Below are 19,832 nucleotides of genomic sequence, written 5' to 3'. Positions count from 1 at the left end.
TGGAGGCGGCCTACGCGTCGAAGTGCGTCTTGATGCTGTTGCCGGAGAGCTGTTCAATCAGTTCGGTGGCGACGTCCCGAAGTTTGCGGTTGCGGTTACTGGAGACCTTGGTGAGGATTTCCATCGCTTCCGCCTGTGAGCACCTGTTCTGTGCCATGATGACTCCGCATGCCAGGTTGATGGCTGTGCGGCTCTCCATCGCCGCCTCCAAATCCTCCGCCCGCTCCTCCGCGGAGTTGATGCGAACCGACAACAGGAGCGTGCTGTGGGCGGCAGCAGCAAAGCCAACGGCTTTGTCGTAAACATTCGGCGTGAAGACGTTGGGCTTTGAAGCAAAAAAGTTCAGTGCGGCGCTGGCTCCATTGCTGATTTCCAGGGGCACTCCCAAGGAACTGTAAACGCCTGCATCTGCAAATTTCCGAGCCAGCTCCGGCCACCGCGAATCGGAAGCGACGTCATCAATCACTACCGGAGCCATGTCCCGCAGCGCTTTGATGCAGGGACCGTCTCCTACGGCCTGCTCCAGCTGATCCAGCTCGACTGCCCTGCTGCTACTGCCCGCGGCAGTGGAGGGCTTTCGCCTCACCTTAACGGTTACAGCACACTCAATTGAGTCGCCGGCCGCTTCGGAAACCGCGGCGGCAGCCAGTTTGGAGAGTCCGGAGAGGAACTCGGCGGCATCTTCAGTGCCCACAAGAATGCTCTGAAGCTGTTCAAGGGGGTCGCTCCCGGATGAATTCCACATGGGCCTATCTTATGTCCCTGCCGTAGTGGGAAGCGGTTGGACAGACATGAACCAGGAATGGCCGGGCCAGGATATTTCCAATTACCTCCAATGAATTCACTGGGATGGGAGCCGCCTGCTATTCGGGCACCTCCATTTGGAAGCCGCAGGGACAATGCAAAACCTGCGTTGTGAGATAGACGTCAAGCGCGTCCTCGATAGCCTGGTCAGTGAAGGCAGGTGCAGTGAGCCGGCGGAGTTCGGAGCCGGCTTTCTGCATCGGGCGACCACAATGGACGTACTGCCCGCCGAAGGCAAGCACGTCCTCGGAGCTCGCGAGCCGGCTCAGCGCTGCGGCAACAGCAGCGACGTCAGCCCGGTGGAGGTAGTGGCGCCGGCATGAGCCACAGGAGTAACCAACTTCCACAAACGCGCCCGCGGGCGGGTCCAGGGCGGCGATGGAGTGCAGGGCCAGGTCGAGGTCGGTGCCGCACCCCGTGCACCAAAGCGGGCGGCCGTCAGTCCGCTTCCCCTGGATGCGATGGTCCGGTCCCTCCGGATGGATGGACATGATCAGGCAGCTGACGGGTAGCTGGACAGGATGTAGTCAGCCGCTGCCGGGCCCACCATTCGCAGCCTGCTGTCGTGGACGTCAATTCCCGCCCGGTGCATGCCCGCGCGGAAGGCAACATCCGGTCTTGCCTCCAGGCCGTGAATGAAGCACCAGCTGACATACAGGCCGTAAAGGCAGTCTGCGGACAGGGGGCAGTCAGTGTCAAAATCGGGAATGGTGGATTCGGCAAGAAAGGTTGAAAAATGCGAGGCAGCCATGATGGCTCTCTTTCGCTGGCGTGCATCCATCCGCCGTCTTGCTACAGCGGTTTCTCCTGACGGCCCTGCACAAGACCCGGAGGGGGAGCATCACAATGATGTGACACCCGCCACTTAGAACTTACGCGCTGGCCGTCCGCGTGTCCACTGGCAGCCCTCCCCCCCCACGTTCCGGCCTGCTATTCGTCAAAGTGGGTGCGCAACTGCGGGTCCGGTGTGATGGACCGGATAACGCCTACCGCCACATCCCTCAGTTTGATGTTGCGGCTGTTCGACGCTTTCCTCAGGATGGACATGGCCTTGGCCTGGCTGCAGCGGTTTTGCGCCATGATGACGCCAACGGCCACATCGATGGCCGTCCTGGACTTCATTGCCGCCTCCAGGTCCTCCTTCGCATCCCTCAACTGGGTAAGGCGCAGCTCCAGCCGGAGTGTTTTGGCGGACTGTTCCCCAAACAGTTCAGCCCGCGCGATGTCCTCTGGCGAGAAACCAAGCACGGCCGTGGAGTAGATGTTCAGGGCAGCGGAGGAGTCCCCTTCAAGTTCCAGCGGAACGGAGAGGAGTGAGCAGACGCCGTGGGCTGCAACCGCCCGTGCATATTCCGGCCAGCGGCGCTCGCTGCTGACGTCACCCACGTAGGTGGTTTCACCTGTTCGCATGGCGTGGAGGCAGGGACCGTCCTGGAAGGAATACTGCAACTCATCCATTTCGCACGCCCGCGGCGTACTGGAGGCGACAGTCAGGGGCTTCTTTCGGCGGGCCACCGTGACGTTGCAGATGACCTCACCACCGGGCGGGGCAAGGAGGGAGGCTGAGAAAACTGCGAGTTCCTCGAAAAAGTCCTGGGCGTCAGCATTCTGCAGGACGAGGTCCTGCAGACGGGAGGCGATCCCGCCCTGAAAGGCAGCCGAATAAGGGATGGCATCAGCAGTGCCGGGTGAATCGACAGCGATATTGGGTGAGGCGTCCATTGCACATTCCCTGAAGTTGGGGTTTAACCGCTTCAGTTTTTGGTGTGCGGTTCCATAACGCCCACTTCCAAACGATCTCCCCACCCTACCTTGGTTCATCTGGGGCGGATCCATCACGCCGGCAGGGGCAGGGCTGGTGGATCCCGCTGCCTCACCGGGTGTCCGCTGATCTGCAAATGGGCCGCCCCCCTTTTGGCGACGTGATGAGACTCACCTGCAACAAAACGCGCATTGGTTGAGTCGCCTCCCGCGCTTTGGGCACTATGGAAATGCAGGGTGGTGACCTTCCCTGGCACCCCCTCAAGGAGCCGTGTGCTTGGTCACATCCACCCTTGGGAAGGTTGCTAATCCTCGCGGCAACCTGCACCATTGAATATACGGGAATGCGCTTTCCCACTGCAGTCCGTCCTCATAGACGAGGACACAGTCCGGGCAATGACGACTCCGGGCTGCCAAAACGCATGAAATGGAAGTTGAATAATGACGTTCGATACCAATAACTCCGTGACCCTGAAGATCTGGGACAGGTCTGCCCTCCATCACACGCTGGACACCGCAGTGAGCGACCTCTCAGCACGCCACAACACCACCACGTGCCGCATCGCCGTCACCTGCAGCGGACCGAACACCTTTACCCTGAGCGTTCGCGAGGACCTCGCGCTGGCTTCCGCTTAGGTTCCACGCCTCAGCAACACGGGCGACGGCGGCATGTCCCGCCGTCGCCCGTTTTCAGTGGCGCCCAGGCTGGCCATCGAACGTTCGGGCGTTGCGTGTTTACAGGTTCCCGCTGCGCTGGCGGGCTATATCGACAGCCGTCAATTCGTTGCATAATGGGAGCATGACAGCCCTGCAAACCCTCGAGCCCGAGGTGGACCCCGCCTGCTGCAATCCTGCGCAGAAGCCGGCACTGAGCGCGAAGGAAGCCCAGCAGAGGGCACTGGTTTTCAAGGCGCTGGCCGATCCCAACCGGCTTCGCCTGCTGTCCATCGTTAAGGCCGGAAAATCGGGAGAGGCCTGCGTATGCGACCTCACCGAACCGCTGGACCTCGGCCAGCCCACGGTGTCACACCACTTGAAAATCCTGGTGGACGCCGGGCTGCTGCACCGGGAAAAGCGGGGCACCTGGGCATACTTTTCTCTCGTCCCCGGCGCCCTCGATGAGGCGGCCGGACTCCTGGCGACGCTGTGAAACAGCAATCAGCGCAAGCCCAAACGCGCGAAGCCGCGCCTGCTGCCCTTCCCCGCCCATCACTGAACGTTATCCCGGCGGCGCTGGTCTCGGCGTCGGGCTTCTTGCTGTTTGCCCGCCAGGACCGCATCTCGGGCTTCCTCCTCCTGGCTGCCGCCCTGGTCCTGGCCGCTATGCTCAGCCGCCGCCTTGTTATTGACCTGGCCTTGATCGGGGTGGGACTGACCGCCATGAGCCTGGTCCCGATCACCACCGATATCAGTACCGGGCACATGGCCGTGATGGGCACTGCGATGATCCTCGCCGTCGGCATCCCCTACGCGGTGTTGCGGTTCATCACCAAGGACCATGCCATCCGCTTCCCGGTCAGGACGGGGCAGCCGTGGACCCGAGCCGAGAAGTGGTACCTGCCCGCGGTGCTGGTGATTGGGTACGCCCTGATGCCCGTTTACATGATCCGGACCGGCGTCTACACAAACTGGCCCGCCGTCAGTGACCCCGAAGGCATCGCCCGGCTCTTCCTGGGAACCAACGTGCTGGGAATCTGGGACGAACTTTTCTTCATCTGCACTGCCTTCACGCTGTTCCGCCGGCACCTTCCCGACTGGCAGGCAAACCTGCTCCAGGCAGTGCTTTTCACGTCCTTCCTGTGGGAGTTGGGCTTCCACTCCTGGGCGCCGTTTTTTATCTTCCCGTTCGCCCTGCTCCAGGCACGGCTCTTCACCATCACCAAGTCGCTGTCCTACATCGTCAGCGTCCACCTGCTTTTCGACTTTGTGCTGTTCCTGGTGCTCATCCACGCCCACAACCGCGAGTGGATCGACATCTTCCTCTACTGACGCGCCCCCTCTTCCGCTGCCCGCCCCTGTGGCGGCGTCCCCTGTTGCCGCAGTCGGCGGATGTTTCTACCCCGCGGGCCGGAGTGAGGTGATCATGCGCCTGATGTTCTGGTACTCGGTGGTGTCCATGTACTTCCGGGCCTGTTCCAGGTATGGCAGGGATTCAGCACCCGGCGTCCGGTTGTTCACGGGGTCATAGAACGCCCCGAACATCGCCGCGGTGGGCGGCCAGGTGAAAAAGTGGAACATGGCGCAGGCTGAATCGCCGGTGGGAGCGGGAACGGATGTGATGCCGTAGGCGGCCGCCGGCGTATCAGCGGGGCCGGGAGCGTTGGCGTCTCCGCGGGTCTCAAAGACGTACCGCGGCGCTGCGCCATTCTGAGCCAACGCAGGAAGTTCCTGGGACTCAAACTCTGAGTAGGGATACTTTTCCATGCAGGTGGATCCCGTTGCCATGTTGGTCCTCAGCGTGGCCACCGGCCTTCCGGCCTCGTTAGTGACCTCAGCAAACGCGCCGCCGTCTTCAGGCAACTCCCCGGCCGGATCCTGGACGCTCCAGGCGGACGGATAGTCGAAGGCCAACTGCCCGTCCGCGGTCGTAAACGTGGACCAGGCACCCTTCGTTGCAGTGACGGTGGGCGAAGAGGTCACCGCAGGGGACGTTGCTGGCGGGGCTGTGGCGGGCGGGGGTGCCGGCGGTGGGGAAGAAACCACGGTGCTGGGGGCAGTGGGCTCGGTACTGGGCGATACTGAGGTCCCGGGTGCGGTGCCTGTCGCGGTGGGCGGCCCTGCCTGCGGACCGCATCCGGCAAGTACGACAGAAACCAGAATCAACGCGGGCAGCAGCCCGCCGGACCTGCGCATGTCACCCTCCAAAGGCCAGGAAACTTGTCCTCCAATTGTGGAACCGCCGGCAGGTTCCGGACCTGGGCGCTGCCAATTTGGCGCCGAACCGTTGTGCCCAATAACAGAAAGGCTCCCGGGGCTTAAAGCCCGACGGCGGCCCGCCCCTTGGGGAGCCGGCCGCCGTCGAATGCGTTTTGTTATTAGAAGGTGGAAGTGTCGATCACGAAGCGGTAGCGCACGTCCGAGACGAGGACGCGCTCGTAGGCATCGTTGATCTTGTCGGCGGGAATAACCTCGATCTCCGCTCCAATCCCGTGCTCGGCGCAGAAGTCCAGCATTTCCTGGGTTTCGCGGATACCGCCGATCATCGAACCGGCGAAGGAGCGGCGGCCGGCGATCAGGGCGAACGCGTTGACCGGGAGCGGCTCGGCGGGGGCGCCGACGTTGACCAGTGCGCCGTCGAGGGTCAGCAACTGCAGGTAGGAGCTGATGTCGATCGAAGCACTGACCGTGTTGATGATCAGGTCGAAGTGGCCGGCAAGCTCCGTGAAGGTGTTCTCGTCGCTGGTGGCGAAGTAGGAGTCGGCGCCCAGGCGCAGGCCGTCTTCCTGCTTCTTCAGCGACTGCGACAGGACCGTCACCTCTGCGCCCATGGCGTGGGCGATCTTGACGGCCATGTGGCCAAGTCCGCCGAGGCCGACGACGGCGACCTTCTTGCCCGGGCCGGCGCCCCAGTGGTGCAGAGGGGAGTAGGTGGTGATGCCGGCGCACAGCAGCGGCGCGGCGACGTCGAGGTCCAGGCCTTCGGGAATGGTCACCACAAAGTCTTCGGTGACGACGACGTGGGTGGAGTAGCCGCCCTGGGTGATGGTCCCGTCCCGGTCAACGGCGCCGTAGGTTCCCACGTTGCCCTGGAGGCAGTATTGTTCCTCGCCCTTCAGGCAGTTGGCGCATTCGCGGCAGGAGTTGACCATGCAGCCGACGCCGACCCGGTCACCAACCTTGTGCTTGCTTACTTCGGCGCCCACCTCGGTGACGATGCCGGCGATTTCGTGGCCGGGCACCAGCGGATACTGCTGCGGGCCCCAGTCGCCGCGGACAGTGTGGATGTCCGAGTGGCAGATGCCGGCGAACTTGATCTCGATCAGGACGTCATGGGCTCCAACTTCCCGGCGCTCGATGGTGGTGGCAAAAAGGTCCTCGGTGGCGGACGGGGATGCGTAGGCCTTGACGGTGGTCATGGTTCTCCTGTGGGGTTTGGGGGGGATAACTGAATGCTACAGGGTTGATTAACATCAAACAGGTGACCGGCAGCGGTAGCGAGGGCCCTGCCGAAACGGGGTATGGCAGAACCCCCTTAGGGCTTCCCCTTTCGTCGTAACGTTGGCCTATGGATAACCGATCCGAGGTCAGGCAGTTTCTGTCCACCCGCCGTGGACGTATCACCCCGGAGCAGGCAGGCATTGAACCGTACGGCGGGCGGCGCCGCGTGCCAGGGCTCCGCCGGGAAGAAGTGGCCCGCCTGGCCGGCGTCAGCGTGGACTACTACACCCGCCTGGAGCGCGGTAATCTCTCCGGCGTCTCCGACAGCGTGCTGGACTCCATCGCGCGGGCCCTCGAGCTGGACCGCGCTGAGCACGACCATCTCTATGACCTCGCGCGGGCAGCCAACATGTCCGGACGAAAACGTGCAGCGGCCCCGGTTCCGTCAGGGGTGCGGCCGGAACTGCAGTACCTGCTGGACACCATCAGCGGGGCGCCGGCGTTTATCGGTAACAACAGGATGGATATCGTGGCGGCCAACACCCTTGGCTACGCCCTGTACTCCGACATGTATAAGAGCACTGCCAGGCCGGCGAACCACTCCCGGTTCATCTTTTTGGACCCCCGTTCCCATGCTTTTTACACCGACTGGGAACGGGCGGCGAACGCCAACGTGGCCATACTGCGGCGTGAAGCGGGCCGCAATCCGCACGACAAGGGCATCGCCGAGCTTATTGGAGAGCTGTCCATGCGCAGCGACGAATTCCGCACGCGCTGGGCTGCACACAATGTCCGCAGCCACTACGCCGGCACCAAGTTCTTCCAGCACCCGGTGGTGGGAGTCCTCGAACTGAACTACCAGGTCCTCGGCCTGGAAGAAGATCCGGGGCACTCCCTGACGGTGTACCCGGCCACTCCGGGCAGCCCCTCCGACGAGGCCCTCAAGCTCCTTGCGTCCTGGGCCGTGACGGAAAACATTGTTGGCCTGGCCCAGGCGGGAGCACGGAGCTAGCATCGGGCCCGCCGCTTGCCCCGGACCCGTTACCCCTGGGACAACGGTACTTCCAGGATCCGGTCATCCCCGGCCCGGGGGTCACCCCGGCCATCCGTGTTGTTGGTCAGGAACCACAGCTGCCCGCCCGGGGCCACTGTAACGTCACGGATCCGGCCGTACTCGCGGCCGAAGTGTTCTGTGGCGGTGGAGGGGTCGGAAACGGGAACGGACCGCAGGACCTGGCCGCGGAGGTTGGCGATGAAGAGGGTCCCGCCTGCATGGGCCATGCCGCTGGGACTTGCGGCGGTGGGCTGCCATTGCTGCACCGGATCAACAAAGCCTTCCCGTCCCGCAATTCCTTCGACCGTGGGCCAGCCGTAGTTGGCACCCGGTCGAATGATGTTCAGTTCGTCCCACGTGTTCTGGCCGAACTCCGTGGCGAACATGGTTCCGTCGTCCGCCCACGCTATGCCCTGCGGATTCCGGTGCCCGTAGCTATAGACGAGGGAGCCTGGAAAGGGGTTGTCGGCGGGTACGTCACCGTCCGGAGTCATCCGCAGGATTTTCCCGGCCAGGGAGTCCCGGTCCTGGGCGCTGTTCCGCTGGCTCGCGTCGCCGGCGGTGACGTACAGCATGCCGTCAGGGCCAAAGGCGATCCGGCCGCCATCATGGATGCTCGCCGACGGCAGGCGATCGAGGAGGGTCTCAGGCTGGCCCAGCGACAATGAGCCTGGTTCGCCGGTGACGGAGAAGCGCTGGACCCGGTTGCCGTCCGACCCCGTGGAATAGACGAACAGGCTGCCCTCCCGGCCCACGGCAAGGCCCAGCAGGCCCGATTCTCCCCTGGCAGCCACTCCCTCAACGGTTCCGATGGGCCGCGCCGATCCGTCCGGTGCAAGCTCGAGGATGCGCCCGCTGTTCCGCTCGCTGACCAGTGGCGTGCCGTCCCGGAATACCACCGACCACGGAGCGTCAAGGTCCGTGGCCACCGGCTGCGGCGTACCGCCGATGCGGGCCGCTGCCGCCGGAGCGGGTGCACTTGCCGGCGCAGAAGATGGTGGCGCGGAAGACGCCGGAGCAGAAGATGACGGTTCGGGGGAAGCGCTGGAGGTGGGCGTGGGAGGCGGCGGGGCGGCAGTGCAACCTGCCAGCAGGACGGCGGTTCCAATGGCTGCCGCAGCGACTAACCCGTGGCGCATGTGCTTCTCCCATCAATCACATTTCCCCTTCCAGTCACATTAACCCGAGTTGCGGATCGTGGCGCTGCGTTGCCCGCGTTGACCACGGAATGGCGCAATAAGTAGCGCCGTTTCCTCCCGTTGAGCTTCCGTTAAGCAGTGCTGGCCAAGGCGGCGAGAGGCGTGTTTAGGTGAATCACCGGCAACGATCAGGCCGCTTGAACACCACCCACATCGTCCGACGCCGGTACTTTTCTTCTTCTTTACCGCACCTTCCCGCGTCCCGGGTCGATCCACCGTGCCCGGATACTCTCCTCACCCCGTCCCGAAAGGCCCACCATGACCTACGAAGCGTCCTTCCCGCCACAGCACCACTCCCGCCCATCCTTCACCAGGCGAAGCGCACTGGGCGCACTCCTGGCGATTCCCGCCGTCAACCTGCTGACGGCGTGCGGCGGCGCGGCAACCGCCGGCAACCAAGCCAGCCCCGCGTCCTTCGCCCCGCTGGCCTCCTCCGTGCCGGCCGGGACCACCATCACCGTAGGCGATCCCAGCATCAAGGTGGCACTGGAACTGTCCGGCCTCATCAAGGAGCTGGAGGGCATCAACGTGGAATTCGCCAACATCTCCGGCGGGCCCCAGACCACGGAGGCCTTTCGGGCCAACGCGCTGGACGTCGGTTCGGTGGCCGACATTCCGCCGATCCATGCCACCTGGACCGGCCTGGACGTACGCATCATTGCCAGCGCCTACCGGCAGGACGCCGTGAACCACCCGCTGTACGAACTTGGCATCGCCCCCGGGGCCGGCATCACCACACTGGAGGAGCTGCGCGGCAGAAAGGTCGCCTACAGCCCGGGCCAGGCCCAGGGCGCCCTGGTCCTGCGGATCCTTGAAGAGGCCGGGCTGGAGCAGGAGGACGTCAAGCTTGTGGAGCTGCCCAGCAACGGCGACGCGTACTCGTCGGCGCTGTCCAGCAAGCAGGTGGATGCCGCCCCGTTGGGCGGGGTGCAGATCAAGCGCTACCTCGCCAAGTACAAGGCCGACGGCGGCACCACCCTGCGCCACGGGCTGCGCGATGATCCGGGGCACCTGTACTCCCCCGCAAAGGTCCTGGCCGACCCCGCCAAGGCCGCAGCCCTGGCCAAGTACGTCGAAGCGTGGGGCAAGGCCCAGCGCTGGATTGAGGACCACCCCGGGCAATGGCTGGAAGGCTACTACGTCAAGGACCAGGGCCTCTCCCGGGAGGACGGCCAGTACCTGATCGACGCCGCCGGCAAGCGGGACCTCCCCACTGCCTGGGCCGAAGCGATCGAACGGCACCAGCAGACCATCGACCTGCTGTCCCGGGAACAGAAGAAGCCGCAGCTCAAGGCCGCGGACCTTTACGACAACCGCTACGAGGCCATCGCCGGTACGGCCTTTGCCGCGGCCGCCAAAGGAGGCACCGCGTGAGCGCCGCCTCTGTCCTGGAACGTCCAGCCGTCGAACCCCACCTGGATCCGGCGCTCACCGCACGTCCCGACGTACGGCCTACGGGCCGCCGGCTGGGGCCGGGACGACGACCACCGCTGGCATGGCTGCTCGGCCCGTCAGCTTTGTTGGTACTTTGGACCGTTTCTTCCGCGACAGGGCTGCTGGACCCCAGGGTCCTGTCCGAGCCCTGGACCGTCGTGGCCACGGCCGGTGAACTCCTCGCCGACGGCCGCCTGCAGGAAAACCTCGCCATCTCGGCCCAACGAGCCGGACTGGGGCTCTTTCTCGGCATCGTCACGGGCACGGTGCTGGCCCTCCTCGCCGGGCTGAGCCGTGTGGGCGAGGCGCTTATCGACGGGCCGGTGCAGATCAAGCGCGCCATCCCCGGCCTCGCCCTGATTCCGCTGCTCATCCTGTGGTTCGGCATTGACGAGACCATGAAGGTCCTCACCATCACCCTCGGCGTGTTCGTCCCCATCTACCTTCAGACGCATGCCGGGCTGCGCGGGATTGACCTGCGTTACGTGGAGCTTGCCCAAACGGTGGGGCTGAGCCGCGCGGCCTTCATCCGCAAAGTGGTCCTCCCCGGCGCCCTGCCCGGCTTCTTCCTGGGGCTGCGCTTCGCGGTCACCGGCGCCTGGGTGTCCCTGGTGGTGGTGGAGCAAATCAACGCCACCAGCGGCATCGGCTACATGATGGAGCTCGCCCGCACCTATGGCCAAACCAACATCATCGTCCTCGGACTCGCCGTCTACGGCATCCTCGGCTTGCTCTCCGACGGCGCCGTCCGCTTCATCGAACGAAAGGCCCTCTCATGGCAGCGCACCCTGGCGGGCTGACCGCCGTCGCTCCTCCCGCTACAGCACCTTCCGCCGCCGGCGCAGTCTCCGTCCGGAACCTGATCCGCAGCTTCGGACCCAAAGGCGTCCTGAACGGCGTGGACCTGGACATCGCCCCGGGCGAGTTTGTGGCCCTCCTGGGCCCCAGCGGCTGCGGCAAAAGCACGTTGCTCCGGGCACTGGCCGGGCTGGACCACGACGTCCGCGGCAGCGGTGTCATCAGCGTTCCCGAACGCGTGTCCGTAGTGTTCCAGGATTCCCGGCTACTGCCCTGGGATACGGTGCTGGGCAACGTCACCCTGGGTCTACGGGAGCACGACGCCGGGACCCGGGCACGCAGGGCCCTCGCCGAAGTGGGGCTCGCCGGCCGGGAAAAGTCCTGGCCGCACGAACTGTCCGGCGGTGAACAACAACGCGTCGCACTGGCGCGTTCACTGGTCCGCGAACCGCAACTGCTCCTGGCGGACGAACCGTTCGGCGCCCTCGACGCCCTCACCCGGATCAGGATGCACGGACTGCTCCAGGATCTGGTGGCCGCGCACCGGCCGGCGGTCCTGCTGGTCACCCATGATGTGGACGAAGCAATCGCGCTCGCTGACCGGATCGTGGTGCTGGACAGCGGCCGCGTCGCCACCGTCCGCACTGTTGCACTCAAAATCCGAACAGCCGTGGATGCCGCCGGCCACGAAGCCCTGCGCCGGGACCTCCTGGCCGATCTCGGCGTCGAACCTGCCGCCGGCCGCTGACCCGTTCCCCCGCCGGTATGCCCAACCCGGTGGTTGAGCTGCCAACACCCTGCACATTCCCATCCGCACAGCCTGACACAGGAGCACTTCATGACTTCCGCAGACCCTTCCTCCATCCCGTCCAAGCAGCGCCGGCTCCACCTCAACGCCTTCCTGATGAGCACTGGCCACCACGAGGCGTCGTGGCGGCTTCCGGAGAGCGACCCGCATTCCAGCACCAACGTGGAGCACTACAAACAGCTGGCCCGCACCGCTGAGCGGGGCAAGCTGGACTCCATCTTCTTCGCCGACTCGCCAGTGCTCTTCGGCGAGGTGGGCCGCCGCCCGGCAGGCAAGCTCGAGCCCACGGTGCTGCTCACCGCCATCGCGGGCGCCACCGAGCACATCGGACTGATTGCCACCGCCTCCACCACCTATAACGATCCCTTCAACCTGGCACGCCGCTTTGCTTCCGTGGACTGGGTCAGCGGCGGCCGTGCGGGCTGGAACGTGGTGACCACCGCGGGACCGGATGCGGCCCGCAACTTCGGCGTGGACGATCAGCCTGCCCATGCGGTGCGGTACGAGCGTGCCGCCGAGTTCATTGAGGTGGCCCGGAAGCTGTGGGACAGCTGGCAGGACGACGCCGTGCTCGCGGACAAGTCGGAGGGCGTCTGGGGTGACGCCGGGAAGATCCGCGTGATCGACCACGAGGGCAGGCACTTCAAAGTTCGCGGGCCGTTGAATGTGCCCCGCTCCCCGCAAGGGCATCCGCTGATCGTGCAGGCCGGCTCCTCCGAGGACGGCAAGGACCTCGCGGCACAGTACGCGGACGCCGTCTTCACCGCGCACCAGACCCTCGTGGACGCGCAGGAGTTCTACCGGGACCTCAAGGCGCGCACCGCTGCTGCCGGCCGCGATCCGGAAACCATCAAGATCCTGCCCGGGATCGTGCCGGTCATCGGCGCCACGGAGGAGGAGGCCCTGGAACTGGAAAAGGAGCTGGACCGGCTGATCAAGCCCGAGTACGCGCGGATCCAGCTCGCCAAGACCCTGCGCGTTGACCCGGAGGACCTGCCGCTGGACCGCCGGTTGCCGGATAACCTGCCCAGCGAGGACGAGATCGAGGGTGCCAAGAGCCGCTACACCCTGATTGTCCAGCTCGCCCGCCGGGAGCAGCTCACGGTCCGCCAGCTGATTGGCCGGTTGGGCGGTGGCCGCGGGCACCGGACGTTCACCGGAACCCCCATCCAGGTGGCGGACGCCATCCAGGAATGGTTCGACGGCGGCGCTGCGGACGGCTTCAACATCATGCCGCCGGTGCTGCCTTCAGGGCTTGAGACGTTCGTGGACCAGGTGGTGCCCATACTGCAGGAGCGGGGGCTGTTCCGCACCGAATACTCCGGCCACACGCTGCGGGAGCACTACGGCCTGGCGCGCCCCGAGAACCCTTTTGCCGGCGACCGTGCGCCCCAGCTCGCCTCGATCGGATCAGCGTTCTGAGGCACCAACGCTACCGGGCGCCGCCGTCCTGCCCTCCCGCTGAACCGGCAGATCAGGCTGGTGCACCCGGCTGGTGAGGTAGAGGCGGTGGGCGGTGATGACCAGTGCCAGCCAGGCCGCTCCGAGCGCCCAGGCGCCCAGGACATCGGTGAGCCAGTGGTGCCCGAGGTAGACACGGCTCAGCCCCATGGTGAGCGCGAAGATGCCTGCTGCCACGCCGGTCAGGACACGGGCGCGGGCGGACTTGAGGCGGAGGATGATCAGGTACGCCACGATTCCGGCGATCACCACCGAATTCAATGAGTGGCCGCTGGGGAATGACGCCGAGTATTCGTACGGCGGAACCGCGTCGGCAAGGTCCGGCCTGGTGCGGCCCACCAGCTCCTTGCCGGCGATGGTCATCAGAAGGGACCCCAGCCCGGCAACCAGCATCAGGATGACAGGTGTCACGGACCGCCGCTTCAACGCCAGCCCGATCATGATGGCCAGCGCCAGCACGGGCATGCCCACCGTCCCGCCGACGTCCGTGTAGCCGGTGATAATAGCGTCCAGGGCCGGGGACCGCAGTGTTTTGGCACTGTCCAGGACCGGATGATCCAGTCCCGCGACGCCGTCGGCCTCGACTACGGATTCATACACCTCAGCGAACACGGCGGCCAGCGCAACGGCCAGGGCCGCCCCGGCGGAAAGTATGAGGACCAATGCGGCATGCGAACCCAAAAGTGCGCTGATCCGCTGAACCGTGGAGGCCAGGAGCCGGCCAGGTTTGGTATTCCACCGGGTGAGGTCCTGTCCGCCCACAAAGCGGTCCTGCTGAACTTCGCCGCTCACCCCGGCTTCCGGCAGATCCTTCGCTGCAACCATGTTTCCTGAGCCCTCCTGCCGCTTACCCGAATTTAGTAAGCAAGCTTATCTTGCTTGGAGGGCTTATCTATTGCTGGGTTGCCAACTGGTTCAAGCAGTAGTTCTTGAACCAGTGCCGGATGCCCTGCGGCAGCTTCGGGTAGGTCAGGGCCAGGACGTGCATGGTGCGGTGGAAGCGGCGCTCGTGGCGGTCGCTCCAGGGCAGTCCAAAGTCCTGGCGCAGCTGGTGCGGAAGGAGCCCGGCCGTGAGGAACCTGGCGGCCGGCATGCCCGCGCGGTGCCAGCGAGCCGCGCGCTCCGGGTAGAGGAGGCCGCGGCCCACCCGCACGGCGTTTTCATCGGCGCGCAGTGTGCGGATGCGCTCATCCCAGTAGCGGCGGAACGCTGCCCGGTCCTTTGGCCACATCCGCTCCGGAAGCTGCAGGGCCGTGCCGATTTTTGCGTAGTCACGGTACATCGCATCGGCGGATTCGTCGTCAAGCGGTCCGTAGATTTTCTCGATGATGGTGTGGGCAGTGTCGTAAAGCGTCGCCGTCACCCACAGCTGCAGCTCGGCGTTGTAGGCGTTGTAGCCCGGGGAATCTTCATCAGCCGCCCGGCGCACAGGAACGTGGGCCCGGTTCACCCGGCGGCGGACCTCTTTGAGCTGGTCGTCCGTGCCGTACACAACTGCGTAGACGTACGTGAGTGTGCCCGTCAGCCTGTCGATGGGACGGTCCGTGAAGCTGCTGTGCTCGGCAACGCCCCTGCCCACCGCAGGGTCAGCGAGCTGCAGCAGGATGGCACGGCCTGCTCCGGCCAGCAGGATGCCCTCTGCGCCCAAATCCGTCACTCCACGCGCCATCCCAACAGGCTACCGGAGGGGCGGACACTGGACGACGGTGCTGAGGCCGAACCTGAAGTCCTGCCGTAGGGTCTTCAGCCTCAAGTTCTCTAGACTGGCCAGGGAAACGTAAGCCGCAACAAGGGACGAAGGAGCAAAGATGAGCGGAGTAGTCGTTGTAGGAGTGGACGGCAGCGAGTCGGCCAGGAAGGCGGCGGAGGCTGCCCGGGACCTGGCAGCCTCGCTGGGTGCGTCGCTTCATGTGGTGACCGCTTTCGAGACGGAGAACGCCGAGACCTTCGGCAGCGGCTCGGACACGGTCAGGGTCTCGAACGCCGACAGCGCCGAACACGTCGCGAAGGCCCTGGGCAATTCAGCGCAAGGGCTGGAAATCACGCACTCCGCTGCCCGGGGCAAACCGGCTGATGCCCTGATTAAGGAAGCCATCCGCCTCGACGCGCGGGTGATCGTGGTGGGCAACCGCAGAATGCGCGGCATTGGCCGGCTCCTCGGCAGCGTCGCCAACAGCGTGGCGCACAACGCCCCCTGCGATGTTTACATCGCCAACACCTACGAGGACTAGCAGCTTATCCAAGCGAGGACGGGCGACGGCGGGTTTCCACCCGCCGTCGCCCGCTTCCGTTTTCCAGCAAGTCAAGTGCGGGCCACCTGGATCACCGGTATGACTTCGAAAAGCCATGCGCCCAACACGGCCAGCGCACTAATCCAGGTTGTTCCCTGCCGTTTCAGGCCCGCACAGCCCGCAAAATTGGCTAGCTCGAGACGTCCTTTTCGATTTCCTCGGCGAGCTCGTCCACGGCTTCGGGCCGAAGCTCGATGCCGGCCTCATCGAACCGCTCCTCGAGCACATGGCTTACGTCGTCCTGGACGTGGCCCAGGCGGATCTCGTCTTTGACCTCTTCTGCGATGCTTTCCGCAGTTTCCACGCCATCAACCTCCTCCACGCTGTCATCGTCATCAAAAGGGGCACCGGCGGTATCAGCGAAGTCAGTCATACCTCATCGTTGCCGGTTACCGGCGGGCGGTCAATGTGCCAACCGCTTAAGGCAAGGCGGACGACGGCGGAACCTCCCGCCCGTCGTGCGCTTCCTTTGTGTCGGGGTCCCCGTCCGCGTCGCCTCAGGGCGCGAAGGACAGCGACTGCGCAACGGTGACCGTAATCAGGACAAGGAAGGTGGCACCTACCGCCCACGCTTCCAGCCGCAGGCGCCGTCTGCTTCGAGCCTGTGGCGCCTTATGCCGCGACTTCCACTTGTACATAGTCCTCCTTGAGGAACATCCGGGGTTTCTGCCAGCCGTCCATTGCCAGCCAGATGATCAAGCCGGGACGGGTTTTCCATCATTTCTTCACCCCGTCAACCTCACTCCCAATGACGGACCGACGCTTCAGTGTCCATGTCCTGCCCCAGCTCCGACCGGAAGCCCGCGGGCTGGGAGTCAAGGCTGTTGAAGCTGTAAAGATGGATCCCGGCGATGTCGCCGGGCTGGGTTGCCAGGCCGGCAATCAGGCTGTCCGGCGAGTAGCGGTCGCCGCTCAGGAGTTTGCGGGCCAGAGGGCCCTTGCGGCTGAGGAACTTCAGGGAACTTCCGACGCCGATTTGCGTGGACAGTGCCACGAGCCTGGTCCGCGGGACGGAGCCGGCCACGCCCGCCCAGACGGGCAGGTGGACGCCTTCGCGGCGCAGCAGCGCCGCGAAGTCATGGATCTTTTCTGCGGCGAAGCACATCTGGGTGACGATGTGGGAGGCCAGGTGCTGCTTCGCCAAAAGGCCGTCCAGCAGGTCCACGGGGCTGATTGACGGGTGGCCTTCCGGGTAGCCGGCAACACCCGCCCGCATCATCCCGCTGCTGTACTGTGTGATGTCCTTGAGGACCGGAAGGGCCGAGTCATAAATCCCGGCGGGCTGTTTCCGGTCTCCCCCGATAACGAAGACTTCGCGGATGCCGGCCGCGTCGCAGCCGCGGACAATCTCGGTCAGTTCGGCACGGGTGCGGATGCCGCGGGCGGCGAGGTGCGGGATAACCTTGAAGCCGGCATCGGACAGCTCCACGGCGGCGCGCATGGTGCGCTCGATGCCATGGTGCGGCAGGCAGGTCACGCTGAGCGGGGTGGTCCTGGGCACCAGCGCCTGGACCCGCTCAATGATTCCCTGGGCAGGGATGATTTCGATTCTGACGGGGAACGTCATTGGTCCTCTTTCAACATCAGGGCGCCGGGCGGCAGGTTTGGGCTGCCTGCGGGGACACTTAGGCTGTGGCGGCCAGGAGTGAGCTGGCTTCCTGGCGGGTGGTGCCGGAGGACTCAATGTGGGCCAGTTCGGCGGGGATTTCCCAGCCTTTCTTCCGCATCGCGGTGGCCCAGAGCCGGCCGGCCCGGTAGGAGGAACGGACCAGGGGTCCGGACATGACGCCGAGGAAGCCGATCTCGGTGGCCTCGTTTTGGAGGTCCACGAATTCCTGCGGCTTGACCCAGCGGTCCACCGGCAGGTGCCGCTCACTCGGGCGCAGGTACTGGGTGATGGTGATCAGGTCACAGCCGGCCTCGTGCAGGTCCCGGAGGGCTTCGGAGATTTCCTCGCGGGTTTCGCCCATGCCCAAGATCAGGTTGGACTTGGTCACCATGCCCAGGTTCCGGCCCTGCGTGATCACATCAAGGGACCGCTCGTAGCGGAACGCGGGCCGGATCCGCTTGAAAATCCGCGGCACGGTCTCGACGTTGTGCGCGAACACCTCCGGCCGGGAATCGCAGATCGCGGCGATGTGCTCGGGTTTGCCCGAGAAGTCCGGGATCAGCAGTTCGACGCCGGTGCCGGGGTTCAGCTCGTGGATCTTGCGGACCGTTTCGGCGTACAGCCACACGCCCTCGTCCTCGAGGTCATCGCGGGCCACGCCGGTGACGGTGGCGTAGCGCAGCTGCATCGACTGCACGGACCGGGCGACCTTGGTGGGTTCGAACCGGTCCACCGGGGACGGTTTGCCGGTATCGATCTGGCAGAAATCACACCGCCGCGTGCATTCAGAGCCGCCGATCAGGAACGTGGCTTCCTTGTCCTCCCAGCACTCAAAGATGTTGGGGCAGCCGGCCTCCTCGCACACCGTGTGCAGGCCTTCCTTCTTCACCAAGTTCTTCAGGCCCACGAACTCCGGGCCCATCTGGACCTTGGCCTTGATCCACTCCGGCTTCCGCTCCACCGGGACAGCCGAGTTGCGCTGCTCGATCCGCAGCATCTTCCGGCCTTCAGGTGCCAATGTCATTGTTCTTCTTTCTTCAGCATTCCACCACGTTGACGGCGAGTCCGCCCATGGCCGTTTCCTTGTATTTGGAGCTCATGTCCTTGCCGGTCTCGCGCATGGTCACAATGACCTCATCCAGGGACACCCGGTGGGAGCCGTCACCCCAGAGCGCCATCTTCGCCGCGTTGATCGCCTTCGCAGCGGCGATCGCGTTCCGCTCAATGCAGGGCACCTGCACCAGCCCGCCAATCGGATCACACGTCAGGCCCAGGTTATGCTCCATCGCGATCTCGGCCGCGTTCTCCACCTGCGCCGGGGTACCACCCATCACCTCAGCCAGGCCCGCCGCGGCCATCGACGACGCCGAACCCACCTCGCCCTGACACCCCACCTCAGCCCCCGAGATCGAAGCCTGCTCCTTGTACAGCACCCCGACAGCACCGGCAGCCAGCAGGAACTTCACCACCACATCCTCACGGTCCTCCTGGCTGGCGTTCTCCATCCCCGGCGCAAAATGCAGCGCGTAGTACAGCACCGCCGGGATGATCCCCGCCGCACCGTTCGTAGGCGCGGTGACCACCCGGCCGCCGGAGGCGTTCTCCTCATTCACCGCCAGGGCAATCAAGTTCACCCACTCCTGCCAATACTTCGGGTCATGGAACTCCCCCTCCTGGACCTCACCGTCCTGGCCCTCCCCGGCCGGGCGGGCACTTTCCTTCCGCAGCCGGTCATACCAGTCAGGGGCCCGGCGGCGGACCTTCAACCCCCCGGGCAGCACACCCTCACGCTTCAAGGACGTCGCCACGCAGCCCTCCATCACCGAATAGATATGCAACAGGCCCGCCCGGATCTCCTCCTCCGAACGGCTGTCCTCCTCGTTCACCCGCATCACATCACTGATACCCAGGCCGGTCTCCCGGCAATGCTCCAACAGCTCCGCAGCGGTCCGGAACGGCAACGGCAGCTCCTTCTTGGACTCCTCCAGCTCCTGCCGCGCCGCGTCCTCCTCACCCTCCCGGACAATGAACCCGCCGCCCACCGAAAAGAACGTCGCCGTATGCAGGACGTTGCCGCCGGCGTCGGACACGGTGAACGTCATCCCGTTGGTGTGCCGCGGCAGGACGGTCAACGGCCGCAGCACCATGTCCTTCACTCCATACGGCAGGGCCACCGCACCAGCCAACTGCAGCATCCCCGTCTCTGCAATGGCCGCCAGCCGCTCCTCCACCTCATCGGGCAGGATCAGCTCCGGATGGAACCCCTCCAGCCCCAGCAGGATCGCCGTCATCGTCCCATGCCCATGGCCCGTCGCCGCGAGCGACCCATACAGGTCAACCCGCAACGACGCCACCTCCGCCAGCTTGCCGAGGCCCTTGAGCTCCTCCGCGAACACGGCGGCGGCCCGCATCGGCCCCACGGTATGCGAGCTGGAGGGGCCAATACCGATGGAGAAGAGATCAAAAACGCCAACAGCCATGTGCTTGGTTCCTAACTAAAAGACGCAGGTCGGTG

The 19,832-nt window shown here is 65.1% G+C and carries 22 protein-coding genes; 9 read left to right on the top strand and 13 right to left on the bottom strand.

Annotated elements, in window-relative coordinates:
• Positions 1-10 precede the first annotated feature (10 nt).
• From AC5RVN_RS10530 to AC5RVN_RS10515, 4 genes are all read right to left on the bottom strand, one after another.
• On the bottom strand, positions 11-745 hold the full coding sequence (locus tag AC5RVN_RS10530; RefSeq protein ID WP_494041372.1) for a GAF and ANTAR domain-containing protein: 735 nt from the start codon (positions 743-745) through the stop codon (positions 11-13).
• Between the two features lie 118 nt (positions 746-863).
• Entirely contained in the window at positions 864-1,295 is a 432-nt protein-coding gene (locus AC5RVN_RS10525; protein WP_494137882.1) for a hypothetical protein, read from the bottom strand.
• 2 nt (positions 1,296-1,297) lie between these two features.
• Positions 1,298-1,555, bottom strand: coding sequence for a hypothetical protein (locus AC5RVN_RS10520; protein ID WP_494137881.1), 258 nt, complete (start codon positions 1,553-1,555; stop codon positions 1,298-1,300).
• 179 nt (positions 1,556-1,734) lie between these two features.
• Positions 1,735-2,526, bottom strand: coding sequence for an ANTAR domain-containing protein (locus AC5RVN_RS10515; RefSeq protein WP_494137880.1), 792 nt, complete (start codon positions 2,524-2,526; stop codon positions 1,735-1,737).
• 480 nt (positions 2,527-3,006) lie between these two features.
• Between AC5RVN_RS10515 and AC5RVN_RS10510 the strand changes: the two genes are divergently transcribed.
• From AC5RVN_RS10510 to AC5RVN_RS10500, 3 genes are all read left to right on the top strand, one after another.
• Entirely contained in the window at positions 3,007-3,201 is a 195-nt protein-coding gene (locus AC5RVN_RS10510) for a hypothetical protein (protein WP_494041368.1), read from the top strand.
• Positions 3,202-3,364: 163 nt separating this feature from the next.
• A complete protein-coding gene (locus AC5RVN_RS10505; RefSeq protein ID WP_494041367.1) occupies positions 3,365-3,715 on the top strand; it encodes an ArsR/SmtB family transcription factor in 351 nt (116 codons plus the stop codon).
• Entirely contained in the window at positions 3,712-4,554 is an 843-nt protein-coding gene (locus tag AC5RVN_RS10500; protein WP_494137879.1) for a CPBP family glutamic-type intramembrane protease, read from the top strand. The genes AC5RVN_RS10505 and AC5RVN_RS10500 overlap by 4 nt, the downstream gene beginning before the upstream one ends.
• Positions 4,555-4,620: 66 nt before the next feature.
• Here the strand turns inward: AC5RVN_RS10500 and AC5RVN_RS10495 are convergent, their stop codons facing one another.
• Positions 4,621-5,205 carry a hypothetical protein gene (locus tag AC5RVN_RS10495; protein WP_494137878.1) on the bottom strand — a complete coding sequence of 195 codons (585 nt, stop codon included), beginning with the start codon at positions 5,203-5,205 and terminating at the stop codon, positions 4,621-4,623.
• Between the two features lie 395 nt (positions 5,206-5,600).
• The gene (locus AC5RVN_RS10490) at positions 5,601-6,641 is read right to left on the bottom strand and encodes an NAD(P)-dependent alcohol dehydrogenase (RefSeq protein WP_494137877.1); all 1,041 of its coding nucleotides are present in this window, start codon (positions 6,639-6,641) and stop codon (positions 5,601-5,603) included.
• A 149-nt stretch (positions 6,642-6,790) separates the two neighbouring features.
• Between AC5RVN_RS10490 and AC5RVN_RS10485 the strand changes: the two genes are divergently transcribed.
• Positions 6,791-7,675, top strand: a complete 885-nt coding sequence (locus AC5RVN_RS10485) for a helix-turn-helix transcriptional regulator (RefSeq protein ID WP_494137876.1) — start codon at positions 6,791-6,793, stop codon at positions 7,673-7,675.
• A 29-nt stretch (positions 7,676-7,704) separates the two neighbouring features.
• Here AC5RVN_RS10485 and AC5RVN_RS10480 read toward each other — a convergent pair whose 3' ends face one another.
• The gene (locus tag AC5RVN_RS10480) at positions 7,705-8,856 is read right to left on the bottom strand and encodes a PQQ-dependent sugar dehydrogenase (protein WP_494137875.1); all 1,152 of its coding nucleotides are present in this window, start codon (positions 8,854-8,856) and stop codon (positions 7,705-7,707) included.
• A 318-nt stretch (positions 8,857-9,174) separates the two neighbouring features.
• On the opposite strand from AC5RVN_RS10480, the gene AC5RVN_RS10475 reads away from it, so the two are divergent.
• The 4 genes from AC5RVN_RS10475 to AC5RVN_RS10460 all read left to right on the top strand — a co-directional run bounded on the left by AC5RVN_RS10475 (position 9,175) and on the right by AC5RVN_RS10460 (position 13,378).
• Positions 9,175-10,290 (top strand): ABC transporter substrate-binding protein, encoded by a 1,116-nt coding sequence (locus AC5RVN_RS10475; RefSeq protein ID WP_494137874.1) that lies wholly within the window; start codon positions 9,175-9,177, stop codon positions 10,288-10,290.
• Positions 10,287-11,150, top strand: coding sequence for an ABC transporter permease (locus AC5RVN_RS10470; protein ID WP_494137873.1), 864 nt, complete (start codon positions 10,287-10,289; stop codon positions 11,148-11,150). The genes AC5RVN_RS10475 and AC5RVN_RS10470 overlap by 4 nt, the downstream gene beginning before the upstream one ends.
• A complete protein-coding gene (locus tag AC5RVN_RS10465) occupies positions 11,126-11,896 on the top strand; it encodes an ABC transporter ATP-binding protein (RefSeq protein WP_494137872.1) in 771 nt (256 codons plus the stop codon). The genes AC5RVN_RS10470 and AC5RVN_RS10465 overlap by 25 nt, the downstream gene beginning before the upstream one ends.
• Positions 11,897-11,986: 90 nt before the next feature.
• A complete protein-coding gene (locus AC5RVN_RS10460) occupies positions 11,987-13,378 on the top strand; it encodes an LLM class flavin-dependent oxidoreductase (protein WP_494137871.1) in 1,392 nt (463 codons plus the stop codon).
• Here AC5RVN_RS10460 and AC5RVN_RS10455 read toward each other — a convergent pair.
• A complete protein-coding gene (locus tag AC5RVN_RS10455) occupies positions 13,367-14,242 on the bottom strand; it encodes a phosphatase PAP2 family protein (RefSeq protein WP_494137870.1) in 876 nt (291 codons plus the stop codon). The two genes, AC5RVN_RS10460 and AC5RVN_RS10455, sit on opposite strands and share 12 nt — an antisense overlap.
• A gap of 67 nt (positions 14,243-14,309) precedes the next feature.
• Positions 14,310-15,086, bottom strand: coding sequence for an oxygenase MpaB family protein (locus AC5RVN_RS10450; RefSeq protein ID WP_494137869.1), 777 nt, complete (start codon positions 15,084-15,086; stop codon positions 14,310-14,312).
• 139 nt (positions 15,087-15,225) lie between these two features.
• On the opposite strand from AC5RVN_RS10450, the gene AC5RVN_RS10445 reads away from it, so the two are divergent.
• Positions 15,226-15,648, top strand: a complete 423-nt coding sequence (locus AC5RVN_RS10445; protein ID WP_494105109.1) for a universal stress protein — start codon at positions 15,226-15,228, stop codon at positions 15,646-15,648.
• A gap of 190 nt (positions 15,649-15,838) precedes the next feature.
• On the opposite strand, the gene AC5RVN_RS10440 is transcribed toward AC5RVN_RS10445, so the two are convergent.
• The 4 genes from AC5RVN_RS10440 to AC5RVN_RS10425 all read right to left on the bottom strand — a co-directional run bounded on the left by AC5RVN_RS10440 (position 15,839) and on the right by AC5RVN_RS10425 (position 19,797).
• Entirely contained in the window at positions 15,839-16,081 is a 243-nt protein-coding gene (locus AC5RVN_RS10440; protein WP_494041358.1) for a hypothetical protein, read from the bottom strand.
• A gap of 366 nt (positions 16,082-16,447) precedes the next feature.
• Positions 16,448-17,275, bottom strand: a complete 828-nt coding sequence (locus AC5RVN_RS10435) for a methylenetetrahydrofolate reductase (protein ID WP_494137868.1) — start codon at positions 17,273-17,275, stop codon at positions 16,448-16,450.
• Positions 17,276-17,333: 58 nt separating this feature from the next.
• A complete protein-coding gene (gene lipA, locus AC5RVN_RS10430; RefSeq protein ID WP_494137867.1) occupies positions 17,334-18,341 on the bottom strand; it encodes a lipoyl synthase in 1,008 nt (335 codons plus the stop codon).
• Between the two features lie 13 nt (positions 18,342-18,354).
• Positions 18,355-19,797 (bottom strand): L-serine ammonia-lyase, encoded by a 1,443-nt coding sequence (locus tag AC5RVN_RS10425; RefSeq protein WP_494137866.1) that lies wholly within the window; start codon positions 19,795-19,797, stop codon positions 18,355-18,357.
• Positions 19,798-19,832: the final 35 nt, after the last annotated feature.

The sequence above is a fragment of the Arthrobacter sp. sptzw32 genome (genome assembly GCF_059089735.1).
Note: the sequence above shows the minus strand (reverse complement) of the source record. Positions and strands in the feature narration are given on the sequence as shown.